General features: G+C 71.5%; 23 protein-coding genes and 2 pseudogenes. 16 read left to right on the top strand and 9 right to left on the bottom strand.

Going from position 1 to position 25,163, the window contains the following annotated elements:
- Positions 1-93: 93 nt before the first annotated feature.
- Together P3T34_RS19675 and P3T34_RS19670 are read left to right on the top strand one after the other, a co-directional pair.
- Positions 94-522, top strand: a pseudogene (locus P3T34_RS19675) (LLM class F420-dependent oxidoreductase); the annotation flags it as partial.
- Positions 519-943: pseudogene (locus P3T34_RS19670) on the top strand (nucleoside deaminase). The pseudogenes P3T34_RS19675 and P3T34_RS19670, both read left to right, overlap by 4 nt.
- A 4-nt stretch (positions 944-947) precedes the next feature.
- Here the strand turns inward: P3T34_RS19670 and P3T34_RS19665 are convergent.
- Positions 948-1,358, bottom strand: coding sequence for a nuclear transport factor 2 family protein (locus P3T34_RS19665; RefSeq protein ID WP_280667340.1), 411 nt, complete (start codon positions 1,356-1,358; stop codon positions 948-950).
- A 44-nt stretch (positions 1,359-1,402) separates the two neighbouring features.
- A complete protein-coding gene (locus P3T34_RS19660; protein WP_280667339.1) occupies positions 1,403-2,320 on the bottom strand; it encodes a zinc-binding dehydrogenase in 918 nt (305 codons plus the stop codon).
- Positions 2,321-2,423: 103 nt separating this feature from the next.
- Here P3T34_RS19660 and P3T34_RS19655 point away from each other — a divergent pair, with 103 nt between their 5' ends.
- Positions 2,424-3,395, top strand: coding sequence for a LysR family transcriptional regulator (locus tag P3T34_RS19655; RefSeq protein ID WP_348534673.1), 972 nt, complete (start codon positions 2,424-2,426; stop codon positions 3,393-3,395).
- 40 nt (positions 3,396-3,435) lie between these two features.
- Here the strand turns inward: P3T34_RS19655 and P3T34_RS19650 are convergent, their stop codons facing one another.
- The 4 genes from P3T34_RS19650 to P3T34_RS19635 form a co-directional block, all read right to left on the bottom strand.
- Positions 3,436-3,951, bottom strand: a complete 516-nt coding sequence (locus tag P3T34_RS19650; protein ID WP_280667337.1) for a hypothetical protein — start codon at positions 3,949-3,951, stop codon at positions 3,436-3,438.
- A 98-nt stretch (positions 3,952-4,049) separates the two neighbouring features.
- On the bottom strand, positions 4,050-4,691 hold the full coding sequence (locus P3T34_RS19645) for a DUF2461 domain-containing protein (RefSeq protein WP_280667336.1): 642 nt from the start codon (positions 4,689-4,691) through the stop codon (positions 4,050-4,052).
- Positions 4,692-4,700: 9 nt separating this feature from the next.
- A complete protein-coding gene (locus tag P3T34_RS19640) occupies positions 4,701-7,454 on the bottom strand; it encodes a molybdopterin cofactor-binding domain-containing protein (RefSeq protein WP_280667335.1) in 2,754 nt (917 codons plus the stop codon).
- A complete protein-coding gene (locus P3T34_RS19635) occupies positions 7,451-8,275 on the bottom strand; it encodes an FAD binding domain-containing protein (protein ID WP_280667334.1) in 825 nt (274 codons plus the stop codon). Before P3T34_RS19635 ends, P3T34_RS19640 begins: the two co-directional genes overlap by 4 nt.
- Before the next feature lie 236 nt (positions 8,276-8,511).
- Between P3T34_RS19635 and P3T34_RS19630 the strand changes: the two genes are divergently transcribed.
- The 6 genes from P3T34_RS19630 to P3T34_RS19605 all read left to right on the top strand — a co-directional run bounded on the left by P3T34_RS19630 (position 8,512) and on the right by P3T34_RS19605 (position 14,887).
- Positions 8,512-9,555: a helix-turn-helix domain-containing protein gene (locus P3T34_RS19630; protein ID WP_280667333.1), complete on the top strand. Its 1,044-nt coding sequence runs from the start codon at positions 8,512-8,514 to the stop codon at positions 9,553-9,555.
- A gap of 419 nt (positions 9,556-9,974) precedes the next feature.
- The gene (gene fgd, locus P3T34_RS19625) at positions 9,975-10,979 is read left to right on the top strand and encodes a glucose-6-phosphate dehydrogenase (coenzyme-F420) (protein WP_280667332.1); all 1,005 of its coding nucleotides are present in this window, start codon (positions 9,975-9,977) and stop codon (positions 10,977-10,979) included.
- Positions 10,980-11,163: 184 nt separating this feature from the next.
- Positions 11,164-11,562 (top strand): RidA family protein, encoded by a 399-nt coding sequence (locus P3T34_RS19620; RefSeq protein WP_280667331.1) that lies wholly within the window; start codon positions 11,164-11,166, stop codon positions 11,560-11,562.
- 64 nt (positions 11,563-11,626) lie between these two features.
- The gene (locus tag P3T34_RS19615; protein ID WP_280667330.1) at positions 11,627-12,175 is read left to right on the top strand and encodes a GNAT family N-acetyltransferase; all 549 of its coding nucleotides are present in this window, start codon (positions 11,627-11,629) and stop codon (positions 12,173-12,175) included.
- 215 nt (positions 12,176-12,390) lie between these two features.
- Positions 12,391-13,440 (top strand): hypothetical protein, encoded by a 1,050-nt coding sequence (locus tag P3T34_RS19610; protein ID WP_280667329.1) that lies wholly within the window; start codon positions 12,391-12,393, stop codon positions 13,438-13,440.
- A gap of 244 nt (positions 13,441-13,684) precedes the next feature.
- Positions 13,685-14,887, top strand: coding sequence for a hypothetical protein (locus P3T34_RS19605; RefSeq protein WP_280672231.1), 1,203 nt, complete (start codon positions 13,685-13,687; stop codon positions 14,885-14,887).
- 41 nt (positions 14,888-14,928) lie between these two features.
- Here P3T34_RS19605 and P3T34_RS19600 read toward each other — a convergent pair whose 3' ends face one another.
- Positions 14,929-15,924, bottom strand: coding sequence for a helix-turn-helix transcriptional regulator (locus tag P3T34_RS19600; protein WP_280667328.1), 996 nt, complete (start codon positions 15,922-15,924; stop codon positions 14,929-14,931).
- A 161-nt stretch (positions 15,925-16,085) separates the two neighbouring features.
- On the opposite strand from P3T34_RS19600, the gene P3T34_RS19595 reads away from it, so the two are divergent.
- The 6 genes from P3T34_RS19595 (at position 16,086) to P3T34_RS19570 (ending at position 21,822) form a co-directional block, all read left to right on the top strand.
- Positions 16,086-16,442 (top strand): hypothetical protein, encoded by a 357-nt coding sequence (locus P3T34_RS19595; RefSeq protein ID WP_280667327.1) that lies wholly within the window; start codon positions 16,086-16,088, stop codon positions 16,440-16,442.
- Between the two features lie 146 nt (positions 16,443-16,588).
- Positions 16,589-16,741: a hypothetical protein gene (locus P3T34_RS19590; RefSeq protein WP_280667326.1), complete on the top strand. Its 153-nt coding sequence runs from the start codon at positions 16,589-16,591 to the stop codon at positions 16,739-16,741.
- 185 nt (positions 16,742-16,926) lie between these two features.
- Entirely contained in the window at positions 16,927-17,793 is an 867-nt protein-coding gene (locus P3T34_RS19585) for a hypothetical protein (RefSeq protein WP_280667325.1), read from the top strand.
- Positions 17,794-17,864: 71 nt separating this feature from the next.
- Positions 17,865-19,205 carry a VCBS repeat-containing protein gene (locus P3T34_RS19580; RefSeq protein ID WP_280667324.1) on the top strand — a complete coding sequence of 447 codons (1,341 nt, stop codon included), beginning with the start codon at positions 17,865-17,867 and terminating at the stop codon, positions 19,203-19,205.
- Positions 19,206-19,308: 103 nt separating this feature from the next.
- Complete coding sequence (locus P3T34_RS19575) at positions 19,309-20,190, top strand: transglycosylase family protein (protein WP_280667323.1); 882 nt, start codon at positions 19,309-19,311, stop codon at positions 20,188-20,190.
- Positions 20,191-20,265: 75 nt separating this feature from the next.
- Positions 20,266-21,822 carry an FG-GAP-like repeat-containing protein gene (locus P3T34_RS19570; RefSeq protein WP_280667322.1) on the top strand — a complete coding sequence of 519 codons (1,557 nt, stop codon included), beginning with the start codon at positions 20,266-20,268 and terminating at the stop codon, positions 21,820-21,822.
- A 72-nt stretch (positions 21,823-21,894) separates the two neighbouring features.
- On the opposite strand, the gene P3T34_RS19565 is transcribed toward P3T34_RS19570, so the two are convergent.
- The gene (locus P3T34_RS19565; protein ID WP_280667321.1) at positions 21,895-22,932 is read right to left on the bottom strand and encodes a helix-turn-helix domain-containing protein; all 1,038 of its coding nucleotides are present in this window, start codon (positions 22,930-22,932) and stop codon (positions 21,895-21,897) included.
- A gap of 134 nt (positions 22,933-23,066) precedes the next feature.
- Between P3T34_RS19565 and P3T34_RS19560 the strand changes: the two genes are divergently transcribed.
- Positions 23,067-23,540 (top strand): rhodanese-like domain-containing protein, encoded by a 474-nt coding sequence (locus P3T34_RS19560; protein WP_280667320.1) that lies wholly within the window; start codon positions 23,067-23,069, stop codon positions 23,538-23,540.
- A 53-nt stretch (positions 23,541-23,593) separates the two neighbouring features.
- On the opposite strand, the gene P3T34_RS19555 is transcribed toward P3T34_RS19560, so the two are convergent.
- Positions 23,594-25,099, bottom strand: a complete 1,506-nt coding sequence (locus P3T34_RS19555; RefSeq protein WP_280667319.1) for an aminopeptidase P family protein — start codon at positions 25,097-25,099, stop codon at positions 23,594-23,596.
- Between the last annotated feature and the right edge of the window lie 64 nt (positions 25,100-25,163).

The raw sequence follows: 25,163 nt of genomic DNA, 5'->3' as shown, positions 1-25,163 counted from the left end.
GATCCACGGCAGAACTGCCCCTGAACAGGCGGGAATCCCTTCTGGCGGCCCGTCCCTGCTGGCTAGGCTCGACGGTGTGAAGATCGGAGTGAACGTATCCCGGTGTGGGTCGGCGGCAACAGCGACGCCGGGCTGCGCCGGGCCGTGCAACTCGGCGACGCCTGGCATCCGTTGCGCTGCACCATGCCGTTTCTGCACGAGGCCGTGGTCAGGCTGGAGGCGTTCGCCGGCGAGGCCCGGCTCCCGGTGCCCGCGCTGGCTCCGCGGATCGCCCTGCGGCCCACCGCGGCGCGGGTCGACGGACCGCAACGCCTGGCGGGCGAGGGCACGATCGACCAGATCATGGCGGACCTCGACGAACTGCGGCTGCTGGGCGCCGACACCGTCGTCCTCGACCACTACAACGGCGACCCCCGCGAGACGTGCCGTCCGCAGGCGGGCCGGCAGGCACTCGCCACGGTGGCCGCGCACTTCCACCCACCCCGCATCCACCCACCCCGCACCGATTCGGAGCAGTCATGACCACCACCGACGACCACACTCTCCTGCGGCGGGCCATCGCGCTCGCGGCCAAGGCACGGACGGGTGGTGACCCACCGTTCGGGTCGCTGCTGGTGGGACCGGACGGGGCGGTGCTGGCGGAGGAGCACAACACGACGCTCACCGACAACGACATCACCGCGCATCCGGAACTGAAGCTGGCGCGCTGGCCGCGCGGGAGTTGGACGCGGCCACGGCTGCGGGAACCACGATGTACACCAGCTGCCAGCCGTGCGGGATGTGCGAGGCGGTCATCCAGCGGGCGGGGCTGCGGCGGGTGGTGTTCGCGCTGTCCGGCGAACAGCTCCTGGACATCAGGCCGGGCAGCGGTCAGCCGCCCGTACCGCAGGACGGCCCCGCGCTGCTCGACGAGGTGCGGGCCGTCGTCGCGGGCTATTACTAGTCGGCTACTGGTCGGCGAAGAGGGTGCGCTCGACGTGCTGGGTGTCGGTGAACTCGCGGACCGAGGTGATCCGGCCGTCCCGGACCGTGAAGATCCCGACGCACCGGTTGTCGTAGCGGTGTCCGTGGACGGTGGTGCCCTTCGAGGTCCACTCCGCCACCACCTGGTCGCCCTCGGCGATCACCTGGGTGAGGGCGACCTCGGGGGTGCCGCCGGGGGCGAAGAGGGTGCCGGCCGAGCCGAGGAAGTCGTTGATGATGGCGTCCCGGCCGCGCCACACCCCGGTGAGCGGCAGGTCGCCCGGGTAGGTCCAGGTGGCGTCCTCGGCGAAGCTGGCGACGATCGTCTCCAGGTCGCCCTCGGCCACGGCGTTGACGTACGTGACGACGACGGTCCGGGGGTCGGTGCTGGTCATGGTGAAGTCTCCTTGGCGTCAGGGGGTCAGGGGGTCAGGGGTGTTCAGGACAGCGTGAGGACGGCGTTGCCGCGGATGCGGCGGCCGCGGAGCTCGGTGAGGACGTCGTCGGTGCGGCTCCAGTCCTCGACCAGGCCGATCTCCGGGTGCAGCCGGCCCTCGGCGACGAGCCGGACCAGCGTCTGCAGGTCCGCGGCGTACGGCTGGTCGGCATCGGCGTAGCTGAAGTGCCTGATGGTCGCGGAGACCGGGCCGTACAGCAGGTCGAAGAAGCTCAGCGTCGCCGGCTCCCGGCTCGCCTGGCCGAACCAGATGAGCTCGCCGCGCGGGACCAGGCGGCCGAGGGCGAGCGCGAGATTGGCGCCGCCGGTCGACTCCAGGACCAGGTCGAACGGTCCTTCCGCGTCCTCGACCCGCTGGACCACCGTGGCCCCGAGCTCGGCCAGCCGGCTGCCGCGCTCCGGCGAACCGCTGACCGCCGTGACCAGCGCCCCTGCGGCGGTGGCGAGTTCCACGAAGTAGTGCCCGACACCGCCGGAGGCTCCGGTGAGCAGCACCCGCTTTCCGGCGACGCCGCCCGCCGCGCGCAGCAGCCGCAGCGCCGTCAGGCCGGCCAGTGGCAGCGCCGCCGCGCAGACCGCCGTCACCTGCTCGGGCAGCCGGGCCACCGAGCCGGTCGGCACCGCGACGTACTCGGCCCAGCCGGACGCGGGCGGGTGGGCCACCACGCGCTGCCCGACGGCGGGCCCGCTGCCGTCGGCGGCGGCCTGGACGACCAGGCCCGCGACGTCCTTGCCGGGCCGCCAGCCGGGCCGCGGGCTCTCCAGCAGGAAGGTCTCACCCCGGTTGACGGAGTAGGCGTCGACCTTGACCAGGACCTCGTCCGGGCGCGGTTCGGGCTGCGGTACGTCGCTGATCTGCACGGTCCGGTCCGGGCGGCCGGTGGCTGTGAACGCCTTCATCGCTGCTCCCTCGTCGCTCTTGGTGGGAACAGCAAACCGCCGGGGCGGCAGAGCGGTCCAACAACTCCAAAAGGGCTGTGACAACCGCCGGTTGTCGGAGAGGATGGCTTCCGTGGATCTTGATCTGGCGCAGTTGCGCGCTTTCGTCGCGGTCGCCGAGCAGCTGAACTTCCGGCGGGCCGCCGAGGGGCTCTCGATCAGCCAGCAGGGCCTGTCCAAGCGGATCGTCCGGCTGGAGGAGGCGCTCGGCACCCGGCTCCTGGAGCGGGACCGGACCGGGGTCGAACTCACCGCCGCCGGGCGGCGCCTGCTCGAACCGGCCCGCGCCGCGCTGGCCGCGGGGGCCGCCGCGGTGGCGGCGGTGGGCCAGGACGGCCGTCCGGTCCGGGTCGACGTGTGGGGGCACCTCTTCCAGCCGCTGCGGACGGTGCGGGAGGCGCTGGAGGCTTTGGAGGCCGGTGCGGTGCAGGTCGAGGTCGGGCCTGGGCGCGACCTGCCCGGCATCGGGGCGGCCCTGGTGCGCGGCGAGATCGGCGCCGGGTTCGGCCGCTTCCACCCCCTGGGCGACGGCCTCGACCTGGCACTCGCCCACCGGCTGGTCCGGCTGGAGCCGGTGGACGCCGTGATCGCCGCCGACCACCCGCTGGCCGCTGCCGAGCAGCTGCGCCCGGACCAGCTCGGCGGGCTGCGGCTGGTCCTGCCCACGACGGCCGGGCGGCTGGACTTCCTCGGCCGGTTCGCCGAGCAGTTCGACGTGCCCATGCTGGCGGGCGAGGTCAACCTCGGGCTCGACCACTTGCTGGAGCGGGTGCGCGCCACGCCGGGCGGCTTCACCCTGCTGCCCGCCGAGCTACCGCTGGCGCCCGGCTCGGGCCTCGCGGTGGTGCCGCTGGTCGAGCCCACCCCGCTCTACGCGTGGTCACTGGTGTGGCACCGGGACCGCCCGGACCCGGGCGTCCCCGCCCTGCTCCAGGCGTTCTCCAGGGCCGGCGGCCGCCGTCGCTGGCTGGAGTACCGCCCCGGCCACGACTGGCTCCCGGAGGCCGACCACCGGGACGTCCTGGCGGAGCGGTAGCGCGGTGGCGCGGTAGCGCGCGGTGGCGCGCGGCGGCGTTTCAGGCGGCCAGGGCCGGGAGCTTGGCCTTGGCGGTGCGGGCCCGCAGCCGGATGGTGACCAGGCGGGCGACGGCCTCGCACAGCGCCATCAGGACGAAGCCGGCGACCCAGGCCTGCTGGCCGTCGATGTGCTGGGTGCGGCTGAAGTCGGCGACGGTGGTGGCGAAGCCGGTGTGCTCGGTGGCGAGGACGAAGGCGATGCGGGCGCCGATGCCGCCGACCCACAGCGCGGCCGCCGCGACGCCGGCCTTGGCGTGGACGCCCTCGTCGCTGGTGGCCCAGACCCGGGTGGTGGCGCCGGCCGCGATGCCGAGCACGGTGCCGAGGGAGGCCAGGCCCAGTTCGAGGCCGAGGTCGCCCCCCGCGGTGGGGACGGACCGCAGGTAGTAGGCGGCGGTGCCGGCGATCAGGGCGATCGGCAGGATCAGGCCGACCAGGTCGAGCCGGCCCCCCTTGATCTGGCGCACGACGAGGAGGACCAGGACCAGCTGCACGCAGTACTCGGTGGTGTTCATGGGTAAAGCGTGCCGCGCACCCCCCGGACGGGGCGTCAGCCCGCGGGTGGGTGGACGGGTTGACCGCCCGCCTCAACCCGAGGGTTGATCGGTGGAGTTCAGCGCGACGGGAGTTCGCTGGGGCCGACGTGCTGGTCCAGCCAGTCCTTCAGCGGCTGGGCCACGTGCAGGAAGGCGATGATCCGGCGCAGGGGCTCGGCGGTGGCCAGCCAGGGCGCCGGCTCCCACTCCTGCCAGGCGACCAGACCCTTGTTGCGCAGCAGGCCGATCCGCGGGTGGTCCTTGGGGTAGCCGCGCGGGGCGGTCTTCAGCGGGTCGCGCCCGGAGACCACCGGGCCGGCCTTGGTGATCCGGGCGATCACCCGCTCCAGCTCGGCGCCGCTCAGGTCCTCGGCGACGGCGGCGCGGTAGCGCTCCAGCTGGTCGGAGGCCAGGTGGTACATGCCCTGGCCGCAGGCCAGGCCGTCGGCGGAGAACTGGATGTAGCCGCCGGCGTCCAGGAAGCCGCCGATGTGGGTCTTGTACGGCGTCTTGTCGGCGCTGAACCGGACGTCCCGGTTGGGGCGGAAGATCTTGCCGGGCCCGAACTCGGGCTCCAGCTCGTCCAGTAGCTCCGCCATCGGCTCGCGCACGGCACGCTCGTAGCGCTCCTTGTGCTCGGTCCAGAAGCTCTTCGAGTTGTCGGACTCCAGGCGCTCGTAGAACTCGAGCGCCTCGTCCTGCCAGCCTTCGAAAGTCACTTTCTCAGGCTATCGGTCACCCCGGTGCTCGGCGATCGCTTGCCACACCTTGTCGCGCAGGAAGGGGGCCTCGGTGAAGCGGATGCCGGTGGCGTCGCGCAGCGCGTTGGCGAAGGCGGGCGGGACGGGGTTGAAGGGGCTCTCGCTCATCGACTTGGCGCCCAGCGGGCCGATCGAGTCGGAGGTCTCGGTGAAGTGCACCTCGGTGCGCGGCACGTCGGCGTAGGCGGGCAGCCGGTAGCGGCGGAAGGCCGCGGTGGTGACCTGGCCGGCCTCGTCCACCAGGACCTGTTCGAAGAGGGTCGCGCCGAGCGCCTGGGCGACGCCGCCCTCGACCTGGCCGCGGCACTGCATCGGGTTCATCACCTTGCCGGCGTCGGCCCCGTGCACGCTGCGCAGGATCTTGATCTCGCCGCTGTCCGGGTCGACGGCGATCCGGAACCACTGGGAGTTGAAGGCCACCGAGCGCGGTGAGCCGCCCCAGTGCCCGTCGGCGGAGAGCTCGACGCCCTTGCCGCGGGCGGCCTCGAAGACCTCCTTGAGCGAGACCGGGCGCCCGTCGCACTCGACCGCGTCGGCGGTGAGCCGCAGCAGACTGCGCGGCGTACGGGCGTACTCGGCGGTGAAGGAGACGATCTGCTCGGCGAGGGCGTTGGCGGCCTTCATCACGGCCTTGCCCGCCACCACCGTGCCCGCCGAGCCGAACGCGCCGGTGTCGTGCTTGACCACGTCGGTGTCGGACTGGCGGATGGCGATCCGGTCCACCGTGGTGCCCAGGGCGCCGGCGGTGATCTGTTTGTGGACGGTGGTGGTGCCGTTGCCGAACTCCGCCGTGCCGACCGCGATGTCGTAGGTGCCGTCCTCCAGCAGCTTGACGGTGGCGTCGGCGAAGTGGCCGCCGGGCGGGCCGGTGGCGATCGCGGACATCGCGAAGCCCTGCCCCACCAGCCAGCCCTCGGGGGCCAGTTCGGCGCTGCGGTCGTCGGCGAGGGCGCCCCGGACCACTTGGAGGCACTGGTCGAGGCCGTAGCTGGCGATGTGCAGGTCCTCCTCCTCGCCGCAGGGGCCTTCCATGTGGTCGCCGGGGCCGATGACGTTGCGCTCGCGCAGGACGAGCGGATCGATGTCGAGCAGCCGGGCCAGTTCGTCCATCGCCGACTCCAGGGCGAAGGTCACCTGGCCGAGCCCGTAGCCGCGGAACGCCCCGGCGGGCACGCCGTTGGTGTAGACCGAGTACGCGTTCACCTTCTTGTTCGGCGCCTTGTAGACGCCCATCGACTCGCCGACGCTGTGGAACATCACCGCGGGCCCGTGGTTGCCGTACGCGCCGGGGTTGGCGACCACCCGGAACTGCAGGGCGGTCAGGGTGCCGTCGCTCTTCGCCCCGACCTTCACCGTGACCTTGAACGGGTGCCGGGTGGTGGCGCCGTAGAACTGCTCGGGGCGGGTGAACTCCAGCTTGACCGGCCGGTGCAGCTTCAGCGCGGCCAGCACGGCGATGTCCTCGGTGAGCATCTCCTGCTTGCCGCCGAACCCGCCGCCGACCCGGCCGGCGACCACCCGGACCTTCTCCATCGGCAGGTCGTAGAGGTCGCAGAGCGCGCGCCTGGTCAGGAACGGCACCTGGGTGCTGGAGCGCACCACGATCCGCTCCTCGCCGCCCTCCTCACCACCCTCGTCGGTGGTCTCGAAATAGGCGACGCAGCCGTGCGTCTCCAGGCTCGCGTGCTGCACCCGCTGGGTCTGGAAGGTCTCCTCGTAGACGACGTCGGCCTCGGCGAAGCCCTGCTCGACGCTGCCCATTTCGCCGTGCACCTCGCCGCACACGTTGTTCTCGGCGCGGAAGATGCGCGACTCCGTCCCCTTCGGGTGGATCACCGGCGCGCCGGGCAGCATCGCGAGCTCCGGGTCGATGACGTACGGGAGTTGCTCGTACTCCACGACGATCTGCCGGCAGCCCTCCTCGGCGGCCCCCTCGGTGTCGGCGACCACGGCCGCCACCCGCTGGCCGACGAAGCGGACCACGTCGTCCAGCACCCGGGTGTCGTCCGGGTCCTCGGTGGGGTGTTCGTGCCGGGCCGAGGAGTACAGCTTGTCGGGGGCGTCGTGGTGGGTGAACACCGCGTGCACGCCGGGCACGCGCAGCGCGCGCGAGGTGTCGATGGAGACGATCCGGGCGTGCGGGTGCGGGGAGCGCAGCAGCTTCATGTGCAGCAGCCCCTCGACCTCGATGTCGAAGGTGTAGCGGGCGGTGCCGGTGACCACCAGCGGCCCGGCCGGCGCGCCCAGGCTGCGGCCGACCGCCTGCCCGGCGCACGGCTCCTCGGCGTGCTTGACCCCGCGCACCGCGTCCTCGATCGCCCGGTAGCCCGTGCAGCGGCACAGGTTGCCCTTCAATGACCTTGGCAGGTCGGTGAGTTGCTCCTCATTGAGGGCGGAGGTGGTCATCAGGAAGCCGGCCGTGCAGAAGCCGCACTGGAAGCCCTGGGCGTCCAGGAACCGCTGCTGCATCGGGTGGAGTTCGCCGTCCTTGGCCAGGCCCTCGACGGTGGTCACCGAGCGGCCCTCGGCGCGGACCGCCGGGTACAGGCAGCTGTGCACCGGCTCGCCGTCCACGTGCACCGTGCAGGCGCCGCAGTCCCCGGCGTCGCAGCCCTTCTTGACCCCGAACCAGCCGCGGTCGCGCAAATACGTCCGCAGGCACTGCCCGGGGCGTGGCTCGGCGTCGAAGGGCTGGTCGTTGACGCGGATCGCGAAGCTCATCTGCTGTCCTCCTCGAGCAGTTCGCGGCGGATCTCCTCAGCGAACCGGAAGGTCATGTGCCGCCGCCAGGCGGGCAGCCCGTGGATGTCGTCGAAGTACTCGCCCGGCTCGATCGCGTACTCGACCGCCTCGCGCAGCGCCGCCGCGTTCGGCGGCAGCGGGAACCAGAGCTGGATCGGCCGCACGGTGGAGGCGGTGACGGTGATGGTCAGCGCGCCGTCGAGAGGGTCGAGGCGGCCGATCAGCAGCGCGCCCGAGCGGCCGAGACCGTACAGCGACGCCTGCCGGAACGCCGTACGGGCGGCCAGCGCCCGGGCCGGCAGGGTGATCGAGCGCAGCAGCTCGCCGCGCTGCAGGACGTTGCGGCCGGCGCCCGTGACGAAGTCCGCGACCGGCACCTCGCGCAGCGCGCCGGTCTGCGAGCGCAGCAGGCAGACGCCGTCCAGGGCGGCGGTGAGCGAGATCATCGGGCCGGCGGGCAGCGAGTTGCACAGGTTGCCGCCGACGGTGGCCATGTTCCAGATCTTCCAGGAGGCCAGGAAGGCCCGGCAGCACTGCTCGAAGAGCGGCGCCGCCGACCAGTGCGCGGGCTTGCGCAGCCGGGTGAGCTGGGCGATCGTGCAGGTCGCGGCGATCTCCAACTCCCCGTCGACGGTCACCCGCAGCGGCTCCCAGCCGGTGCGGCTCAGGTCGATCAGCCGGCGGAGGTGCGGCTGCGGCTCGGAGAACAGGTACGTCCCGCCGCCCAGCCAGGCGTCACCCGGCTGCCACACGTCGCGACGGCGGGCATCGCGCACCTCCAGCACCGTGTTCAGATCCACGTTCGTTCCACCGTCCCCAAGTTTTCGTGCGGCCCGCAGCAGCTCGATAGGGCGATTGAAGCAACCCCTGACCTGCGAGGACGAGTGGTGGCGCACACCGGGCATCCAGGCCGGGATTGGAGGATCGACCAGTCGGGACGGTGGGCGCCTGCTGTCAGCCGCGCCCTAGATCAACAACCCGCCGCGCCGCCGGATACGCTGGCGCGTCACATTCCAAGGGTGGGAGAAGAGCGCGGATGGCCACGGCCTGGGCGGAGCTGCTGGGCGAGGTCGCCCGCAGCGGGCGGCGGCTGCGCCGCGACGAACTGGACGCGCTGCGCGCCTGCGGGGAGCGCGCCGCCGACGAGGGTGTGCCGCTGACCGAGCTGATAGACGAGCACCTGGCGGTGACCGCCACGCTCTGGGAGGGTCGGACGGTGCGGGCCTGCTCGCTGCTGGCGCTGCGCAGCGCGGTCGCCGCGCTGGGCGAGGGGCACAGCCGGGCCAACCACCAGCGGCTGCGCCAGGAGGACGCCGGGCGCCGGGAGTTCCTCGCCGACCTGCTCAGCAACCGCAGCGATGTCGGCCGACTCGCCGAGCACGCCGAGCGGTTCGGGCTCAACCTGGCCTGCTCGCACGTGGTCGCGGTGGCCGAGGGCGACGGCTATGACGTCGAGGACCCGGTGGTGCGCCGGGTGGAGCAGCAGCTGGTGGGACGCTTCGGCGACCTCGACGTGCTGCTCGCCGTCAAGCACGGCCGACTGGTCTGCATCGCGCCCAGCGCCCCCGGCGGTGCCAACGCCGACGCGCCGCACGGAGACGCGGTGATCGCCCGCTTCGCTGCTCTGACCGCCGGGCGCCGGGTGGCGGTCGGTCGGGCGCACAGCGGGCCCGGCGGGGTGGTGCGCAGCTACGAGGAGGCCACCGCCGCGCTGGAGCAGGCGTCCCGGCTCGGTCTGCCCGGGCCGCTGCTGCGCGCCGCGGACCTGCTGGTGCTCCCGGTGCTGCTGCGCGACCGGGCCGCGATGGCGGACCTGGTGAACAGCGTGCTCGGCCCGCTGGAGACGGCCCGCGGTGGCGCGCGCCCGTTGCTCGACACCCTGGCGGCGTATGCCGAGAGCCGCTATGTGGCGGCCGAGGCCGCGCGCCGGCTGGGCCTGAGTGTGCGGGCGCTCTCCTACCGCCTGGAGCGGGTCGCCCAGTTGACCGGCTTCGACCCGGACGAGGCGCTGCAGCGCTACACCCTGGAGACGGCCGCGCTCGGCGCCCGGCTGCTGGACTGGCCCAACCAGCCGCTCTGAGCGGGTTGTTGGCGGACGACACCCCTCCGTTCAGGCTCCCCCGAGCCCCCGGCCGCCCGCCAACCTCCCGCTTCCCCCGCTTCCCCCCGTTCCCCCCGCTTCCCCCGTCCCCCCCTCTCGGCCGCGTGCCCCCGTGCTCGCTGCCTTGATCATCGTGGCGTTCCGCCCGCCGCGCCGCACTGCCAGATCCCGGCAGTCTTGGCGCCGTCTTAACGTCCGTCATGCGGAACTCCAGCGCGCTCGAAGCCCGCCCCGGCCGCTTGGAGGGACCGTCAGTTCGCCCGGCCGGGGCGGCCCGCGCGGTAGCATCGACAGCTTGGCGACGTGCGGTCCACCGGTCTCCGAGGCTTGGTCCGCAACCGTGTGGGTATGGTGCAGCGCGCTATGGCCAACCCGTTCTCCCAGAGAGGTCTCCGCAGGTGATCAAGTTCGGCTACAAGGCATCCGCCGAGCAGTTCGCACCGCGTGAGCTGCTGGATTTCTCCGTGCAGGCGGAGCAGTCCGGCTTCGACTCGGTCTTCATCAGCGACCATCTGCAACCCTGGCGGCACACCGGCGGACACGCCCCGGCCGCGCTGCCCTGGCTCGGCGCGCTGCTGGCCAGCACCGAGCGGGTGATCGTCGGCACCAGCGTGCTCACCCCGTCGTTCCGCTACAACCCGGTCGTGGTCGCGCAGGCCTTCGCCACGCTCGGCTGCCTGGCGCCGGGCCGCGTGGTGCTCGGCCTCGGTTCGGGTGAGTCGCTCAACGAGGTTCCCGCCGGGACGGTCTGGCCCGAGCCGAAGGAGCGCTTCGCGCGGCTCAAGGAGTCGATCGAGCTGATCAAGCGGTTGTGGACCGAGGAGCGGGTCACCTTCGAGGGCAAGTACTACCGCTGCGACCGCGCCACCATCTACGACCTGCCCGAGATCCCGGTCGGCTTGTACGTCGCCGGGGCCGGCCCCGCCACCACCCGGATGGCCGGCCGGCTCGCCGACGGCCACATCTGCACCAGCGGCAAGGGGCGCGAGCTCTACGCCGACGTGCTGCTGCCCGCGCTGGCCGAGGGCGCGGCCAAGGCCGGCCGCTCGTCGGCGGACCTCGACCGGATGATCGAGGTCAAGGTCTCCTTCGACCACGACCGGCAGCGCGCGCTGGACAACACCCACTACTGGGGCGCGCTCGCCCTCACCCCGGACGAGAAGACCGGCGTGGACGACCCGATCGAGATGGAGCGCCGCGCCGACGCCCTGCCGATCGAGCGCACCGCCAGCCGCTGGATCGTCTCCAGCGACGTGGACGAGCACGTCGCCCGGATCACCGAGTACCTGGACCTGGGCTTCACCCACCTGGTCTTCCACGCGCCCGGCCCCGACCAGAGCCGGTTCCTGGACCTCTACGGCAAGGAGATCCTGCCCCGGCTGCGCGCCTCGGTCGGCCGCTGAGCCCCGCTGGCGCGGGCGACGCCCTCGGCGTCGCCCGCCAGGGGTGGCTAACGCGGACCGTAGTTCGGCTGGGACATGGCGACATGCATGCGGGCCCTTCCCCAGTGGATCAACGCGGCAGCGCATCATGCCAGCCTCGGGGGCCGCAGGCCAAGGGTGCTGCGGATCGCCTAGCGTGGCCGCCATGACAGAGCGACGCGTGATCCTCAGCGGTTCCACCTTCGAGGAGCAGATCGGCTACGCCCGGGCCGTGGTCGACGGCGACCGGGTGTACGTCTCGGGGACGACCGGGTTCGACTACCTGACGATGACCATCTCGGACGACGTGGTCGAGCAGGCCGAGCAGTGCCTGCGCAATATCGAGGCGGCGCTGGCCGAGGCGGGCTGCTCGTTCGCCGACGTCGTCCGGGTCAGGTACCTGCTGCCCGAGCGGGCCGACTTCGAGCCCTGCTGGCCGGTGCTGCGCCGGGCCTTCGGTGAGGTCCGGCCGGCCGCGACCATGCTGGTCTGCGGCCTGGCCGACCCGCGGATGAAGCTGGAGATCGAGGTGGACGCCCGTCGGGTCGGCGGTCCGGCCGACTGACCGGCCTGCTCGGCGGGCGCAAATCCGTTTGCCGCCCGCTGATCAGCGCCTCTACGCTCGCCGGATGAGTGATGCGCAACCGATCGACCGGCCCACCTTCGAGCTGGTCCTCACCGAGCGTCTCGAACTCCGGGCGGTGACGCCGGACGATCTCGACGAGCTCTATGCGATCAACTCCGACCCCGGCACCTGGCGCCACCAGCCGGAGGGCCGGCACGCCGCTCCCGTGACCACCAAGGAGTGGATCGAGCGCGCGGTCGCCCGCTGGGACGAGGGACTGAGCTACTGGACGGCCCGGCTGCGCAGCGACGGCACGGTGGTCGGCGTCGGCGGCGTCCAGCACATCCCCGCCTTTGGCGGATGGAACCTCTACTACCGCCTGGCGACCGCCCATTGGGGTCGCGGCTACGCGACAGAGCTGTCCCGGGCGGCCATCGAGGCGGCCCGGCTGCACACTCCGCAGCTCCCGGTGGTCGCCTGGATCCACGCCCACAACGAGGGCTCCCGCGCGGTCGCCGCCCGGCTGGACCTGATCGACCACGGGCTGCTGCCGCACCCGTTCTACCGTCAGGACCTGCACCTGTTCACGGATCGCGAGACGCCCGGCTGTTAGTCCTCGGTCATGTCGCATACTCACGGCACTCTGACGGCAAGAGCTCCTCAGAAGCGGCGGTAGGCGGCTTTTAAGCTCATCAGTTTGTCCGGTACTGTCGCTCAAACTCCCAGCTGGGCCGGACGCTCGGGCACAGCTGTCCGCTGTACGCCCCAACCATCGCGCTCCGCCGGGTCCCAGCCCCAGCGAGCACATCTCCGTGAGGTGCTCACCCCATGCGTCGCAGAATCGCTCTCGCGGCTGTCACCACCCTCGCCTCCACCGCGGTCCTCGCCGGTGCGCAGCTGGCCTCCGCCGAGGCGTCGCCGGGTTCCACCAGCCCCAGCCCGTCCGCCTCCGCCTCCGCCTCCGTCTCGGCCTCCGCTTCCGCTTCCGCGGACAAGGCGGACAAGGCGGGCAGCGCGGACGACAGCAAGCCGGACGCCTCCGCGCCGCAGCTCCAGGTCAAGGGCCTCCCTGACAAGGTCGAGGCCGGCGGCACCGCGGAGTTCACGGTCCAGCTGACCAACAAGACCGCGTCGAACGTGTTCTACTACCCGCTCGTCGAGATCAGCAACGGCACCAAGAACCCCAACGGGGTGCTGACGAACTCCGGCTTCGGCCTGGACTTCCGGCGGCCGAAGGACACGGCCTGGGAGCACACCGGCATTCCCCAGAACATCCCGGACTTCCTGAACAACGTGCGGCTGCTCGGCACGGTGGACGACCAGGGCAACTTCGGGGACGACGCGCTGCACTTCCTGCAGAGCGGCAAGTCGGTCTCCTTCAGAATGCGGCTCACCCTGCCGGACGACGCGCCGCTCGGCGAGGCGCAGGCGACCTTCCTCGCCCTCTGGGCGCCGGCCTCGGACGGCGACCAGCCGCCGACCGTCGCCGAGGACTTCGCCTACAGCGACGCGTCCTACTTCTGCATCGTGAAGCCGAAGCCGCACCCGACGGGCTCGCCCTCCCCGACCGGCTCCAGCCCGGCGCCCTCGCCGTCCTCCTCGAAGAGCGGCAGCTCCGCGCCGGTCAGCACGCCGACCCCCACGGGCACGCCCACCACCTTCCCGGTGACGCCGCCGAAGCCGGTCGCCGTGCCGATCGCCCCCGGTGCCGCGAAGGCGGCGGCGGCCGCGCCGGACACCGACGCGAAGAGCCTCGCCTTCACCGGTGGCGGCAGCGACGCGACCCCGATCGCGCTCGGCGGCGCCGCCGCCGTGGCGCTCGGCGTCGGCACCCTGGTGGCGCTGCGCCGCCGCAGGTCAGGCGGCTCGCACGCCTGACCGTCGCAGGCCGCCCGCGCCCGCACCGAAGCCCGTCCGCGCTCTGCCGGACGGGCTTCGGCCGTGTCCGCGCCTGGAGCAGCTTCGCGGTGCCCGGTAGTGTGGCCGACCTTCGGCGGGGTCTGCTGTTCTCGTAGATCGCATAGGATGTCCGGCCGGGGGGAGCCGGTGCGGGGAAGAGGGACAGGTGCGCCAAGACAGCGCGGCAGACGGCACCACCGATTACGGTGCGGACACCGGCCGGATCTCCAGCCTGCCCGTTCGCAGACACCACGCCCTGCTGGTGGCCTGGACCGTCATCTGGTTCCTGATCGTGGAGCCGAGCGGCGGCGTCTCCTGGCACTACCTGCGCCAGGGCGAGCAGCTGCTCTTCGCCAGCGGCGGTGAGGGCGGCGGCCTGTCGCTCTACGCCCACCACCCGGAGCTCCAGATCGGCCCGGTCAGCCTGGCCGCGGCCAGACTCTTCGCGCCGTTCCCGGAGCGCATCGGGCAGATTCTCGCCGAGGGGACGATGTCCGCGCTCGGCCTGGTCATGCTGGTGCTGGTCGGCCGTACGGCGGCCTGGTACTACCGCGGCACCGGCACCAACCACCGCCGCCTGCAGCAGCGGATCCTGATCGCCGGGCTGGCCTTCATCCCGATGTGGGTCGAGGTCTCCGTCCGGTTCGGGCACCTGGACGATGTGCTGGCGCTCTTCTTCACCATGCTGGCCGTCTCGGCCCTGGTCCGGAACAGGCCGGCCGCGGTGGGCATCTTCCTCGCCCTGGCCGTGGACTCCAAGCCCTGGGCGATCTCCTTCATCCCGCTGGTGTTCGCACTGCCCCGGTCGGCCTGGCTGCGCACCTTCGCCTGGCTCGGCGGGCTGGTGGCCATCGCCTGGCTGCCGTTCTACCTGGGCAACCTGGGGTCGCTGGCGGCGGCCAAGTTCACCATCCCCAACCAGCCCGCCTCCTCGCTGCGCTGGCTCGGCGTCTCCGACCCGGCCACGCCCTGGTGGGACCGGCCGGCCCAGTTCGCGGTGGGGCTCGGGCTCGGCACGCTCGCCGTGCGGCGCGGGCGCTGGCCGGCCGTGGTGCTGCTCGGCGCGAATGCGCGGATCCTGCTCGATCCGAGCGTCTACACCTACTACACGGCGTCCATCCTGCTCGGCACGCTGCTCTGGGACGCGATCGGCCAGCGCCGGCTGGTGCCCTGGTGGAGCTGGATCGCGCTGGCCTCGCTGTACGGCGGGACGCTGCTGATCCCGTCCGACTCCGCGCGCGGGCTGGTCCGGCTCGCCTTTGTGGTGATCTCCACGGCGTACGTGCTGCTCTGGCCGACCAAGCAGCCGCGCGGCCGGGGGCGCTCCGGGTCGGGGCGCGGCGGGGGCGGTCGGCGCGGGCGAGGCCGCGGAGCCGTGCCCGGGCAGCGCTCGGAAGACCGCTCGCTGGCCGCTACGCGCGGCTGAACCCGGTCCACCACACCCCGCCCTCCATTTGCCGGTCGGTCTTAGGCCCGGCTGGGCAGCCACCCCCGCTGAACCGCCCGCACGCCGGCCTCGAACCGGCTGCGCGCGCCCAGGCGTTCCATCAGCTCGGTCGCCAACCGGCGCGCGGTGCGCGGCGAGACGCCCAGCCGCTTGGCGATCGCCTCGTCCGTGAGCCCCTCGGCGAGCAGCCGCACGGCGGTCGCCTCCTGCCCGCTGAGCCCCCGCGCGTCCGGCGCCGCGGCTTCGCCGAGCGGCTGCGCGCCGGCCCAGACGCTCTCGAAGAGCGCACACAGCGCGCTGAGCGTGCCGTGCCCGGTGAGCACGACGGCGCCGGCGGCGGTGTCGTCGCTGCTGACCGGGATCACGGCGGTGTTCCGGTCGGTGACGATCATGCGGGTCGGCAGCACGGGTACGGTGCGCACCTCGCCGCCGCGCTCGGCGAGCCAGTTGGCGTGCGCGATGGTGGGCGGGTTGTTGCGCAGGCTGTCCAGGTAGACGGTGCGCATCCGCACGCCGCGACGGAGCAGGTCCTCGTTGAGCGGCCGGGAGGACTTCATGTTGTCCTCGGTCTGCGCGCCGTCGGGCGCGAACGCCAGCACCTCGCTGCGGACCTCCCGGGTCAGCGTGGTCAGCCGGTCCCGGATCGCGTCCAGGCCGATCAGCTGCTCGACGCCGGCCTGACTGCCGGTGGGACGCAGGTCGGAGTACTCGGCGATCAGCTGTGCCGCAGCCGCCCGGGACGCCTCGATCCGCAGCTGCTGGGCTGCCAGGTCATGCTGCTGGCGGGCCATCAGCAGTTCCATGCCGACGTCGGGGGAGACCGCGCGCAGCTCACCCTGGCGCTCGTGCGAGGGTCGCAGCAGGGAGAGCTCGCTGAGCGAGTCCAGCGCCTCCCGGATCTCGCTTTCACTGAGCCCCAAGCGTTGGACCAGCGCGGCCACACCATCCCCCGGGTGGGCCAGCATCGAGCGGTAGACGGCTTCCGAAGCTTCGCTCAGGCCAAGCGTTGCCAGCATGTACTTCTCCCCCGTAGCTGTCCGAAGACCTATACGCACGTGATCATCGCATAGTCATTTTTGGCGGGCCAGGCTCTTCTCGTGGCCGCTTTGGGCCTGGGACGGAAGCGTCCAGGATGATTCCCTATGCGCGGCATGCCCGGTTTGGGAGGGTCGACGCCATGTACCTCATCCACGTGCAGCTGCGGCCGCCGGCGCCCGGCGTCTGCCTCCCGCCCCGGCTCGCCCCCCTGCTGCGGGCGATGTCCCACCCCGACGACCGTGTCGAGCACATCGCCGTGCACGCTGACGCCTCCCCGCTCCCGACCCTCGGCGTCTACCTGCTGGCGGACTCCCTGGCGGACGCCGAAGAGCGTGCGAAGCAGCTGAGCCGACGCTGGGTCACGAGCATGCCGCTGCTTCAGGGTTGGTGCCCGATGCGCGCCGAGGCCCCGCTCGTCGTGCCCTTCTACGAGCGGCTGCTGTCCCTTTCCGGCCGCGCTGGACTGAACGGGCCAGGGACGTTTCCGTCCACCTGATCTCTCTTCCGCAGGCCTTGAGCTGCGACGAAGCTGGTACTCGCCAGCAGGGAGCAACACCCGGCGGGCACTACCGGAGGACGCGCCACCGCGGGACGCGACAACCGGACCCCACTTCGTCGGATCCCCAGAACAGGACCAAGAACATGACCAGCACCCGTATCGCCAAGGCCGCCGCGGTCCTCGTCCTCGCCCTCACCGTCGGCGGTCTGCTCCCCGCCGCTGCCCAGGCCGACACCGCCCAGCCCACCGCGGCCTCGGCCACCGTCGCCCCCGCCGGCGACATGGGCTGGCAGTAACACCCTCCGCACCCGCCACCGGGTCCCCGACCGCTGCACCTGCAGGGCAGCCGTCCAAGCGGGACCAGTGAGCCTGCGCCCTCGGCCGCCCGAACAGCCTCTCCGATGTGGCAAACGCGCCGGGCCGCACCCACCGCACCACGACGCCGGGGCCTTCCGCGCCCGCAAGAAGGGGGAACTCCACCGTGAACGTCAAGAAGTCCACGCTCGTCCGTGCCGCGATCGCCCTGTCCGCGCTCACCACCGGTGTGCTGGCCACCGTGACACTCAGCGGTGGCGCGCAGGCCTCCGATGTCGCACCGGTGGGCGCCCCGGCGGCTCTCAGTGCACCGCCCGCAGCCGGCCCGGCGAGTGCCGCACCCTCGTCGGCCCCAACGGCGGTTGCTTCCAGGGCTGTTGGTGGCAGGACGGCCTCCGCCGGCGGCCCCACCACCTCCCGCCCCGCACCCGCCGCTCCGGCCGCACCGGCCGCTCGCGGCGTATCCGCGCCGCCCGCCCCGCTGGCTCCCGCCCAGCTGCCGGACAGTGTGACGGCCGGCTGGAAGCCGATCGCCGCACCGCACACCCAGGCCGTCTCGCACCGGATCGGCCTCAACGAGTGCGCGGGAGTGGACGGCGCGGCGAGCTGGCAACAGCAGGGCTACGTCAGCTCGTTCAACACCCCGGCGATCCAGGACTCCTTCAGCTTCGCTGATCCCACCGCCGCGCAGAGCGCCTACACGGCCGTGCTGAGCGCGATGGACGGCTGCCAGCAGCAGTCCCGGGCCCTCCAGACCTCCTCGAAGATCAGCGCCGACGCCCAGGTCACCAAGACCGCCGCGGCCACCGACGCCACCGCCTACGCACGCCAATGGAACGCCGTCGCCGGGATGTCCGCGCCCGGCCCGCAGACCGACCACATCTACGTGGTGCGGAGCGGATCCGTGCTGACCGTCCTCCAGTTCGCCGTCCCCGCCGGGGCGAGCGGCGGTAACAGCACCACGGCCGCCGACGACCAGGCGACCCTGACCACCATCGCCGCCCAGCTGACGAGCACCGCAGCGGCCGGCTGACAAGCATTCAGCAGCAATCAGCAGTACGCGTGACCAACCACCCTGCTCGGCAACGGAAAAGAGAATCCGCGATGTCCCGCATCACCCGCACCACCGTGCGTTCACTGGCCGCGTTCGTCGCCGTCGGCCTCGGTGCCACCCTGTTCGCCGCCGCTCCGGCCGCCCAGGCCGCGTCCAGCACCGGCGGTCAGATCACCCGCAGCGAGGTGCTGGCCCGGGCGCAGAGCTGGGTCGACGAGGGCGTCCCGTACAACCAGGGCGGTTGGAAGAGCGACAACAACGGCACCTACCGCGAGGACTGTTCGGGCTTCGTCTCGATGGCCTGGCACCTGAGCTCCAGCCTGGTGACCAGCACCCTGCCGAGCGTCTCCAGCCAGATCAGCTTCAACCAGCTCAAGTCCGGCGACATCCTCGACTACACCGCCGAGCACACCTTCCTCTTCGCGAACTGGACCAACCAGTCCAACGGCGACTTCACGTACTACGCCGAGAGCAACACCAACGACCCGACGCACGGCCCGACTTCGGCCAACATCAACAACTCCAGCATGGAGGGATGGCCGACCAGCTACTACGGCGCCTACCGCTACAACAACATCGTCGACGACCCGACCACGGCGCCGCTTCCGGCGCGTACGACGGTCGGTGACTTCAACGGTGACGGCAAGTTGGATGTCGCGGGGATCGACGCGAACAACAACATGATGCTGTACACGGGCGACGGCGCGGGTCATGTCAGCGGTGGCACACCGATGTTGGGGACCACGGGTCTGTGGGCCAACTTCAAGGCGATCGCGGCCGGTGACTTCCTCGGCAACGGCAAGATGGACATCGCGGGGATCGACGCCAACAACAACATGATGCTGTACACGGGCGACGGTGCGGGTCATCTCAGTGGTGGTACGCCGATGTTGGGGACCACGGGTCTGTGGGCTGGGTTCAAGGCGATCACCGCCGGCGACTTCACCGGCGACGGCAAGGTCGACATCGCGGGTATCGACGCGAACAACAACCTGATGCTCTACACGGGCGACGGTGCGGGTCATCTGAACGCCGGTACGCCGATGTTGGGGACCACGGGTCTGTGGGCCAACTTCAAGGCGATCACCGCTGGTGACTTCCTGGGCAACGGCAAGATGGACATCGCGGGCATCGACGCCAACAACAACCTCAAGCTCTACACGGGCGACGGCGCGGGCCACGTGAGTGGTGGCAGCGACATGCTCGGCAGCACCGGTCTGTGGGCCGGCTTCCACTCGGTGATGGCCGGCGACTTCAACAGCGACGGCAAGGTCGACATCGCGGGCATCGACGCCAACAACAACCTCAAGCTCTACACGGGCGACGGTGCGGGCAACGTCGGTGGCGGCAGCGCCATGCTCGGCGGCAACGGCCTCTGGGCCGGCTTCTAGCCGGATCGGCCGCCAGGGCTGACCGGCCCTGGCGGCCCGCCCCTCGGTACCACCAACTCCCTTTCGCCCCTTGCCATTTGTCATGCCAATCAGGAGGAATCCCGTGCGCCGGTCCATCGCTGTCAAGGCAACCCGAAAGACGGCCGTGTTCTCCGCAGTGCTGTCCGGAGCCCTGCTCTGCGCGGTGGCGCCCGCGGCCCACGCCGCCTCGGTCTCCACCTGGGAGAAGGTCGCCCAGTGCGAGAGCAGCGGCGACTGGAGCATCAACACCGGTAACGGCTACTACGGCGGTCTGCAGTTCTCCAGCCAGACCTGGGCCGCGTACGGCGGTACGTCGTATGCCCCGCAGGCCAACCAGGCCACCGAGCAGCAGCAGATCCTGATAGCCGAGAAGGTCCTCGCCTCGCAGGGCCAGAACGCCTGGCCGGTCTGCGGCCCGCAGGCGGGCCTCGGCGCCGACACCGCCAACCCGTACCCGTCCAACCCGACCCCGCCGCCGGCCGTGCCGCTTCCGGCGCGTACGACGGTCGGTGACTTCAACGGTGACGGCAAGTTGGATGTCGCGGGTATCGACGCGAATAACAACATGATGCTGTACACGGGTGATGGCAATGGTCATCTCAACGCCGGTACGCCGATGTTGGGGACCACGGGTCTGTGGGCGGGGTTCAAGGCGATCACCGCCGGTGACTTCCTCGGCAACGGCAAGGTCGACATCGCGGGGATCGATGCCAACAACAACCTCAAGCTCTACACCGGTGACGGCGCAGGCCACGTCAGTGGTGGCAGCGACATGCTCGGCAGCACCGGTCTGTGGGCGGGCTTCCACTCGGTGATGGCCGGCGACTTCAACAGCGACGGCAAGGTCGACATCGCCGGTATCGACGCCAACAACAACCTCAAGCTCTACACGGGCGACGGTGCGGGCCACGTCGGTGGTGGCAGCGACATGCTCGGCGGCAACGGCCTCTGGGCCGGCTTCTAGCCGGTCAGCCGGTCCAAATCCCCGCGCAATCCCACTTCCCATTTCCCACTTCCCACCGACTCTGGACGAACAACCATGAAGCGCACCGCCGCCCTTGCCGCCGCGACCATCGCCGGCCTGATATGCCTCCCCCTCGTCCCGACCACCGCGTCGGCCGCCACGTCGGCTGCCACACCGGTGCCGCCGCAGCTCAAGGTCATGCCGCTGGGTGACTCGATAACCGCCGGCTACCAGAGCTCGACGGGCAACGGCTACCGCGGCCCGCTGATGCAGCAGGTGACCCAGCAGTCCCGCTACACCGTGAACTTCGTCGGTTCGATGAACAGCGGGACGATGGCCGACAACGCCAACGAGGGCCACAGCGGATACGAGATCCAGGGAATCAGCAACGGCATCGACGGCTGGCTCGCCGCCGCCCACCCGGACGTCGTCCTGCTGCACCTCGGCATCAACGATCTCAACAACAGCGACGACGACAAGACCACCGCCGCGAACCGCGTCGAAGCCCTGATCGACCGCATCTTCACCGATCAGCCCGGGGTCACCGTCATCATGCAGGGCCTGATCCCGACGACGCCGGGTATCCCGGCCAACCCGGCCATGCAGAGCCTGGTCGCGAACTACAACGACCAGGTGAGCGCCTGGGCCCCCAGCGAGCTGCAGGCGGGCAAGCACTTCCGCTTCGTCGACGCCCCCGCGCTGACCTCGCAGCAGATGGCCGACGGCCTGCACCCCAACGACGCGGGCTACGCCCAGCTGGCGCAGAACTTCTACGCCCCGCTCGACCAGGCGTTCACCGACGGCTGGGTGGTGGGCGGCCCGCCCGCTCCGCCCACCACGCCGCGCCCGGCGCGTACGACGGTCGGTGACTTCCTGGGCAACGGCAAGTTGGATGTCGCGGGTATCGACGCGAACAACAACATGATGCTGTACACGGGTGATGGCGCGGGTCATGTCAGCGGTGGTACGCCGATGTTGGGCACCAGCGGCCTGTGGGCCAACTTCAAGGCGATCGCGGCCGGTGACTTCCTGGGCAACGGCAAGGTCGACATCGCGGGGATCGACGCCAACAACAACATGATGCTGTACACGGGCGACGGCGCGGGTCATCTCAGCGGTGGTACGCCGATGTTGGGGACCACGGGTCTGTGGGCTGGGTTCAAGGCGATCACCGCAGGTGACTTCACCGGCGACGGCAAGATGGACATCGCGGGGATCGACGCGAACAACAACCTGATGCTCTACACGGGCGATGGCAACGGTCATCTCAGCGGTGGTACGCCGATGTTGGGCACCAGCGGCCTGTGGGCGGGGTTCAAGGCGATCACCGCAGGTGACTTCACCGGCGACGGCAAGATGGACATCGCGGGCATCGACGCGAACAACAACCTCAAGCTCTACACCGGTGACGGCGCAGGCCACGTCAGTGGCGGCACCGACATGCTCGGCAGCACCGGTCTGTGGGTCGGCTTCCACTCGGTGATGGCCGGCGACTTCAACAGCGACGGCAAGGTCGACATCGCGGGTATCGACGCGAACAACAACCTCAAGCTCTACACCGGTGACGGCGCAGGCCACGTCAGTGGTGGCACCGACATGCTCGGCGGCAACGGCCTCTGGGCCGGCTTCTGAGCGCCGCCTGAAAGGGCCGCACCGCCGAAGCGCCGACCGATCCTCGTGGATCGGGCCGGCGCTTCGGCGCGTTCAGGACGCGGCGCGGCCGAAGGTGCGCCGGTAGGCCGTCGGCGACGTCCGCATGGTGCGGCCGAAGTGGTGGCGGTAGGTCGCGGCGCTCTCGAAGCCGACCGCCGCCGCGATCTCCTCGACGGTGCCGTCCAGCGATTCCAGCAGCGGGAGGCTGGCGGCGATCCGCTGGGTGATCACCCAGCGCATCGGGCTGGTGCCGTTGCGGGCGGTGAAGTGCCGCAGGTAGGAGCGGTCGGACATCTGCGCGGCGCGCGCCAGCAGCGAGATGGTGAGCGGCGAGGAGAGCTGCTCAAGGGCCCACTGCATGCTGCGGGTGATCCCGTCGTCCTCCTGGTCGACCGGTTTGACCGAGGCCTCGATGAACTGGGCCTGCCCGCCGTCCCGGTGCGGGGGGACGACGAAGCGGCGAGCGACCGTGTTGGCCACCTTGGCGCCGTGGTCGCGCCGCACCAGGTGCAGGCAGAGGTCGATGCCGGCGGCGCTGCCCGCACTGGTCAGCAGGTCGTCGTCGTCCACGTACAGCACATCGGGGTTGACCCGCACCTGCGGGTAGCGCTGCTGCAGCAGGTCGGCGTACCGCCAATGGGTTGTCGCCTCCCTGCCGTCCAGCAGGCCGGCGGCGGCCAGCGCGAAGGCGCCGGAGCAGATCGAGACGATCCGGGCGCCGCGCTCGTGGGCCGTCCGCAGCGCGGCGACCAGGCCGGGGGAGACCTCGCCGGTGAAGGTGTTGGGGACGGCGACGACGATGACGGTGTCGGCGGCGGCGAGTTCGTCCAGGCCGTGATGGGCGATCAGGGAGAAGCCGCCGACCGCGTTGAGTGCCGTGCCGGGCTGGTCGGCGCAGACCTTGAGGCCGTACCAGGGGGTGGCGAGCAGGCCGGCCAGCTCGGGGCGGGCGAGGCCGAACACCTCGACGACCACGCCGAGTTCGAACGGCGCCATGCCGTCGAAGGCGTACACAGCGATGGTGTGGACGGGCTCCGGGCGGCGCCCGATCGACACGGAGACCGGCTGCGAGCTGCGCTGTTCGGCCATCGGGGACCCCCTGCTGTGCTTGGCGAGATATTGGCGAGTGTAGTCGTTAGCGCCACTGTCGGGAGGTGGCCTGTCCGGCGGAAGATCGACTCATCGCCAGGACGTACCCGCAAATGCCCGTCAGGAGACCGAAGATGACCACCTCTGCTGCTCTCTCGCCCGTGACCGCGATCCCGGCCGCCTCCCCCGAGCGGGCCTTCGCCTTCTTCGCCGAGCGCCTCGGCTGCCAGGCCGACCCGGCGGACGTCTGGTACGCGATGCGCGACGCCGCGCAGCACGGCACCGCGCAGGACTTCACCCTGTTGGACGTCCGGATCGAGGGCGCCCACCGCAAGACCCACCTGCCCGGCGCGATCAGCCTGCCGCTGGCCGAGATCACCCCGGAGCGGGTCGCCGAACTGCCGGCCGGTCTGCTGGTCGTCTACTGCTGGGGCCCGGCCTGCAACGGCTCCACCAAGGGCGCGATGAAGCTCGCCGCGCTGGGCCGCGAGGTCAAGGAGATGATCGGCGGCCTGGAGTACTGGATCCGCGAGGGCTGGCCGACCGAGGGCCGCCGCCCGGTGGACCCCGCCACCGCCACCCCGGCCGATCTCGGCCTGGTGTGCTGATGCCCGGCTCCCCGCGGGGCCCGGGCATCAGCAGGCGCGCTGCGTGGGGTGGGTCAGCCGGTCAGGCCGGCCATCCACGCCTCGACCTCGGCGGACCGGCGCGGGAGCGCGGCCGAGAGGTTCTCGTTGCCGTCGGCGGTGACCAGGATGTCGTCCTCGATCCGCACACCGATGCCGCGGTACTCCTCGGGGACCGTCAGGTCGTCCAGCTGGAAGTACAGGCCGGGCTCGACGGTGAGGCACATGCCGGGCACCAGCTCGGTCTCCACGTAGGACTCGCGGCGCGCGTGGGCGCAGTCGTGGACGTCCAGGCCGAGCATGTGGCCGGTGCCGTGCAGGGTCCAGCGGCGCTGCAGACCGAGTTCGAGCACCTTCTCGACGTCGTACACCTGCGGGTCCAGCAGACCCCAGGCCAGCAGGTGCTCGGCCAGCACGCGCTGGGCGGCGTCGTGGAAGTCGCGGAACCGGCCGCCCGGCTTGACGGCCGCGATGCCGGCCTCCTGGGCCTCGTACACGGCGTCGTAGATCTTGCGCTGCAGCGGCGTGAACGTGCCGTTGATCGGCAGCGTGCGGGTGACGTCGGCGGTGTAGAGGGTGTGCGTCTCCACGCCGGCGTCCAGCAGCAGCAGCTCGCCGGGGCGCACGTCGCCGTCGTTGCGGACCCAGTGCAGGGTGGTGGCGTGCGGGCCGGCGGCGCAGATCGAGCCGTAGCCGATGTCGTTGCCCTCGACCCGGGCGCGGCGCCAGAAGGTGCCCTCGATCCAGCGCTCGGAGGTGGCCACAGCCTGGCCCAACTCCCGTACCACGTCGGTGAATCCGTTGACCGTGGCGTCACAGGCGGCGCGCAGCTCGCCGATCTCCCAGTCGTCCTTGACCAGCCGCAGGCCGCTCAGGAAGACCTTCAGCTCGTCGTCCCGCTCGGCGTTCGAGACGTCCGCGAGGGCGGCTTCGAGGCCGGCGTCGTAGCCGCGCACGATCCGGGTGGGGACGGCGCTGTCCGCGGCCTTGAGCTCCTCGGCGGCCTTGCGCACGTCGCGGGTCGGCAGTCCGAGCAGCTGCTCGGCCTCGGTCAGGCTGTTGCGGCGCCCGACCCACAGCTCGCCCTGGCCGTCCAGCCAGAACTCGCCGTTCTCGCGGTTGGAGCGGGGCAGCAGGTACACCGTCGCCTGGTGGCCGCCGGCCGCGAGCGGCTCCAGCACCAGCACCGCGTCCTCGCTCTGGTTGCCGGTGAGGTGCACGTACTCGCTGGCGGCACGGAAGGAGTACTCGGTGTCGTTGGAGCGGGTGCGCAGGTTGCCGGCCGGCACCACGATCCGCTCGCCGGGGTACTCGGCGCTCAGCGCGGCGCGGCGCGCGGCGGCGTAGGAGGCCTGCGGGATCGGCTGCAGGCCGCGCAGCTCGGTGTCGGCCCAACCGGACTTCATCGACGCGGCGAGCTCGTCGGACACCTCGGGGTACAGGCCGTTCTTGCGGCCCTTGATGGGCTGCTCGGCCTCGGTCTGCTCGATGCCGGCCCCCTCGGGGTTCTCGGCCGCTGCCGGGGTACGGTCCTCGGTCACGTACGTCGCCTCCTTGCGATTCTTGCCGCCTCGGACGCATCGGATCGCGACGCGGTGGGGCGGC

The organism is Kitasatospora sp. MAP12-44, from assembly GCF_029892095.1.
In the GTDB taxonomy this organism is placed as follows: Bacteria; Actinomycetota; Actinomycetes; order Streptomycetales; family Streptomycetaceae; genus Kitasatospora.
The sequence above is the reverse complement of the archived record's forward strand: the minus strand, read 5'-3'. Positions and strand labels throughout refer to the sequence as shown.

Excerpts from the sequence above, each read along its gene's own strand:
- P3T34_RS19665 (WP_280667340.1), bottom strand. The coding sequence starts at position 1,358 with ATGACCAGCACCGACCCCCGGACCGTCGTCGTCACGTACGTCAACGCC.
- P3T34_RS19660 (WP_280667339.1), bottom strand. The coding sequence starts at position 2,320 with ATGAAGGCGTTCACAGCCACCGGCCGCCCGGACCGGACCGTGCAGATC.
- P3T34_RS19655 (WP_348534673.1), top strand. The coding sequence starts at position 2,424 with ATGGCTTCCGTGGATCTTGATCTGGCGCAGTTGCGCGCTTTCGTCGCG.
- P3T34_RS19650 (WP_280667337.1), bottom strand. The coding sequence starts at position 3,951 with ATGAACACCACCGAGTACTGCGTGCAGCTGGTCCTGGTCCTCCTCGTC.
- P3T34_RS19640 (WP_280667335.1), bottom strand. The coding sequence starts at position 7,454 with ATGAGCTTCGCGATCCGCGTCAACGACCAGCCCTTCGACGCCGAGCCA.
- P3T34_RS19630 (WP_280667333.1), top strand. The coding sequence starts at position 8,512 with ATGGCCACGGCCTGGGCGGAGCTGCTGGGCGAGGTCGCCCGCAGCGGG.
- P3T34_RS19620 (WP_280667331.1), top strand. The coding sequence starts at position 11,164 with ATGACAGAGCGACGCGTGATCCTCAGCGGTTCCACCTTCGAGGAGCAG.
- P3T34_RS19615 (WP_280667330.1), top strand. The coding sequence starts at position 11,627 with ATGAGTGATGCGCAACCGATCGACCGGCCCACCTTCGAGCTGGTCCTC.
- P3T34_RS19610 (WP_280667329.1), top strand. The coding sequence starts at position 12,391 with ATGCGTCGCAGAATCGCTCTCGCGGCTGTCACCACCCTCGCCTCCACC.
- P3T34_RS19600 (WP_280667328.1), bottom strand. The coding sequence starts at position 15,924 with ATGCTGGCAACGCTTGGCCTGAGCGAAGCTTCGGAAGCCGTCTACCGC.
- P3T34_RS19595 (WP_280667327.1), top strand. The coding sequence starts at position 16,086 with ATGTACCTCATCCACGTGCAGCTGCGGCCGCCGGCGCCCGGCGTCTGC.
- P3T34_RS19590 (WP_280667326.1), top strand. The coding sequence starts at position 16,589 with ATGACCAGCACCCGTATCGCCAAGGCCGCCGCGGTCCTCGTCCTCGCC.
- P3T34_RS19580 (WP_280667324.1), top strand. The coding sequence starts at position 17,865 with ATGTCCCGCATCACCCGCACCACCGTGCGTTCACTGGCCGCGTTCGTC.
- P3T34_RS19570 (WP_280667322.1), top strand. The coding sequence starts at position 20,266 with ATGAAGCGCACCGCCGCCCTTGCCGCCGCGACCATCGCCGGCCTGATA.
- P3T34_RS19565 (WP_280667321.1), bottom strand. The coding sequence starts at position 22,932 with ATGGCCGAACAGCGCAGCTCGCAGCCGGTCTCCGTGTCGATCGGGCGC.
- P3T34_RS19560 (WP_280667320.1), top strand. The coding sequence starts at position 23,067 with ATGACCACCTCTGCTGCTCTCTCGCCCGTGACCGCGATCCCGGCCGCC.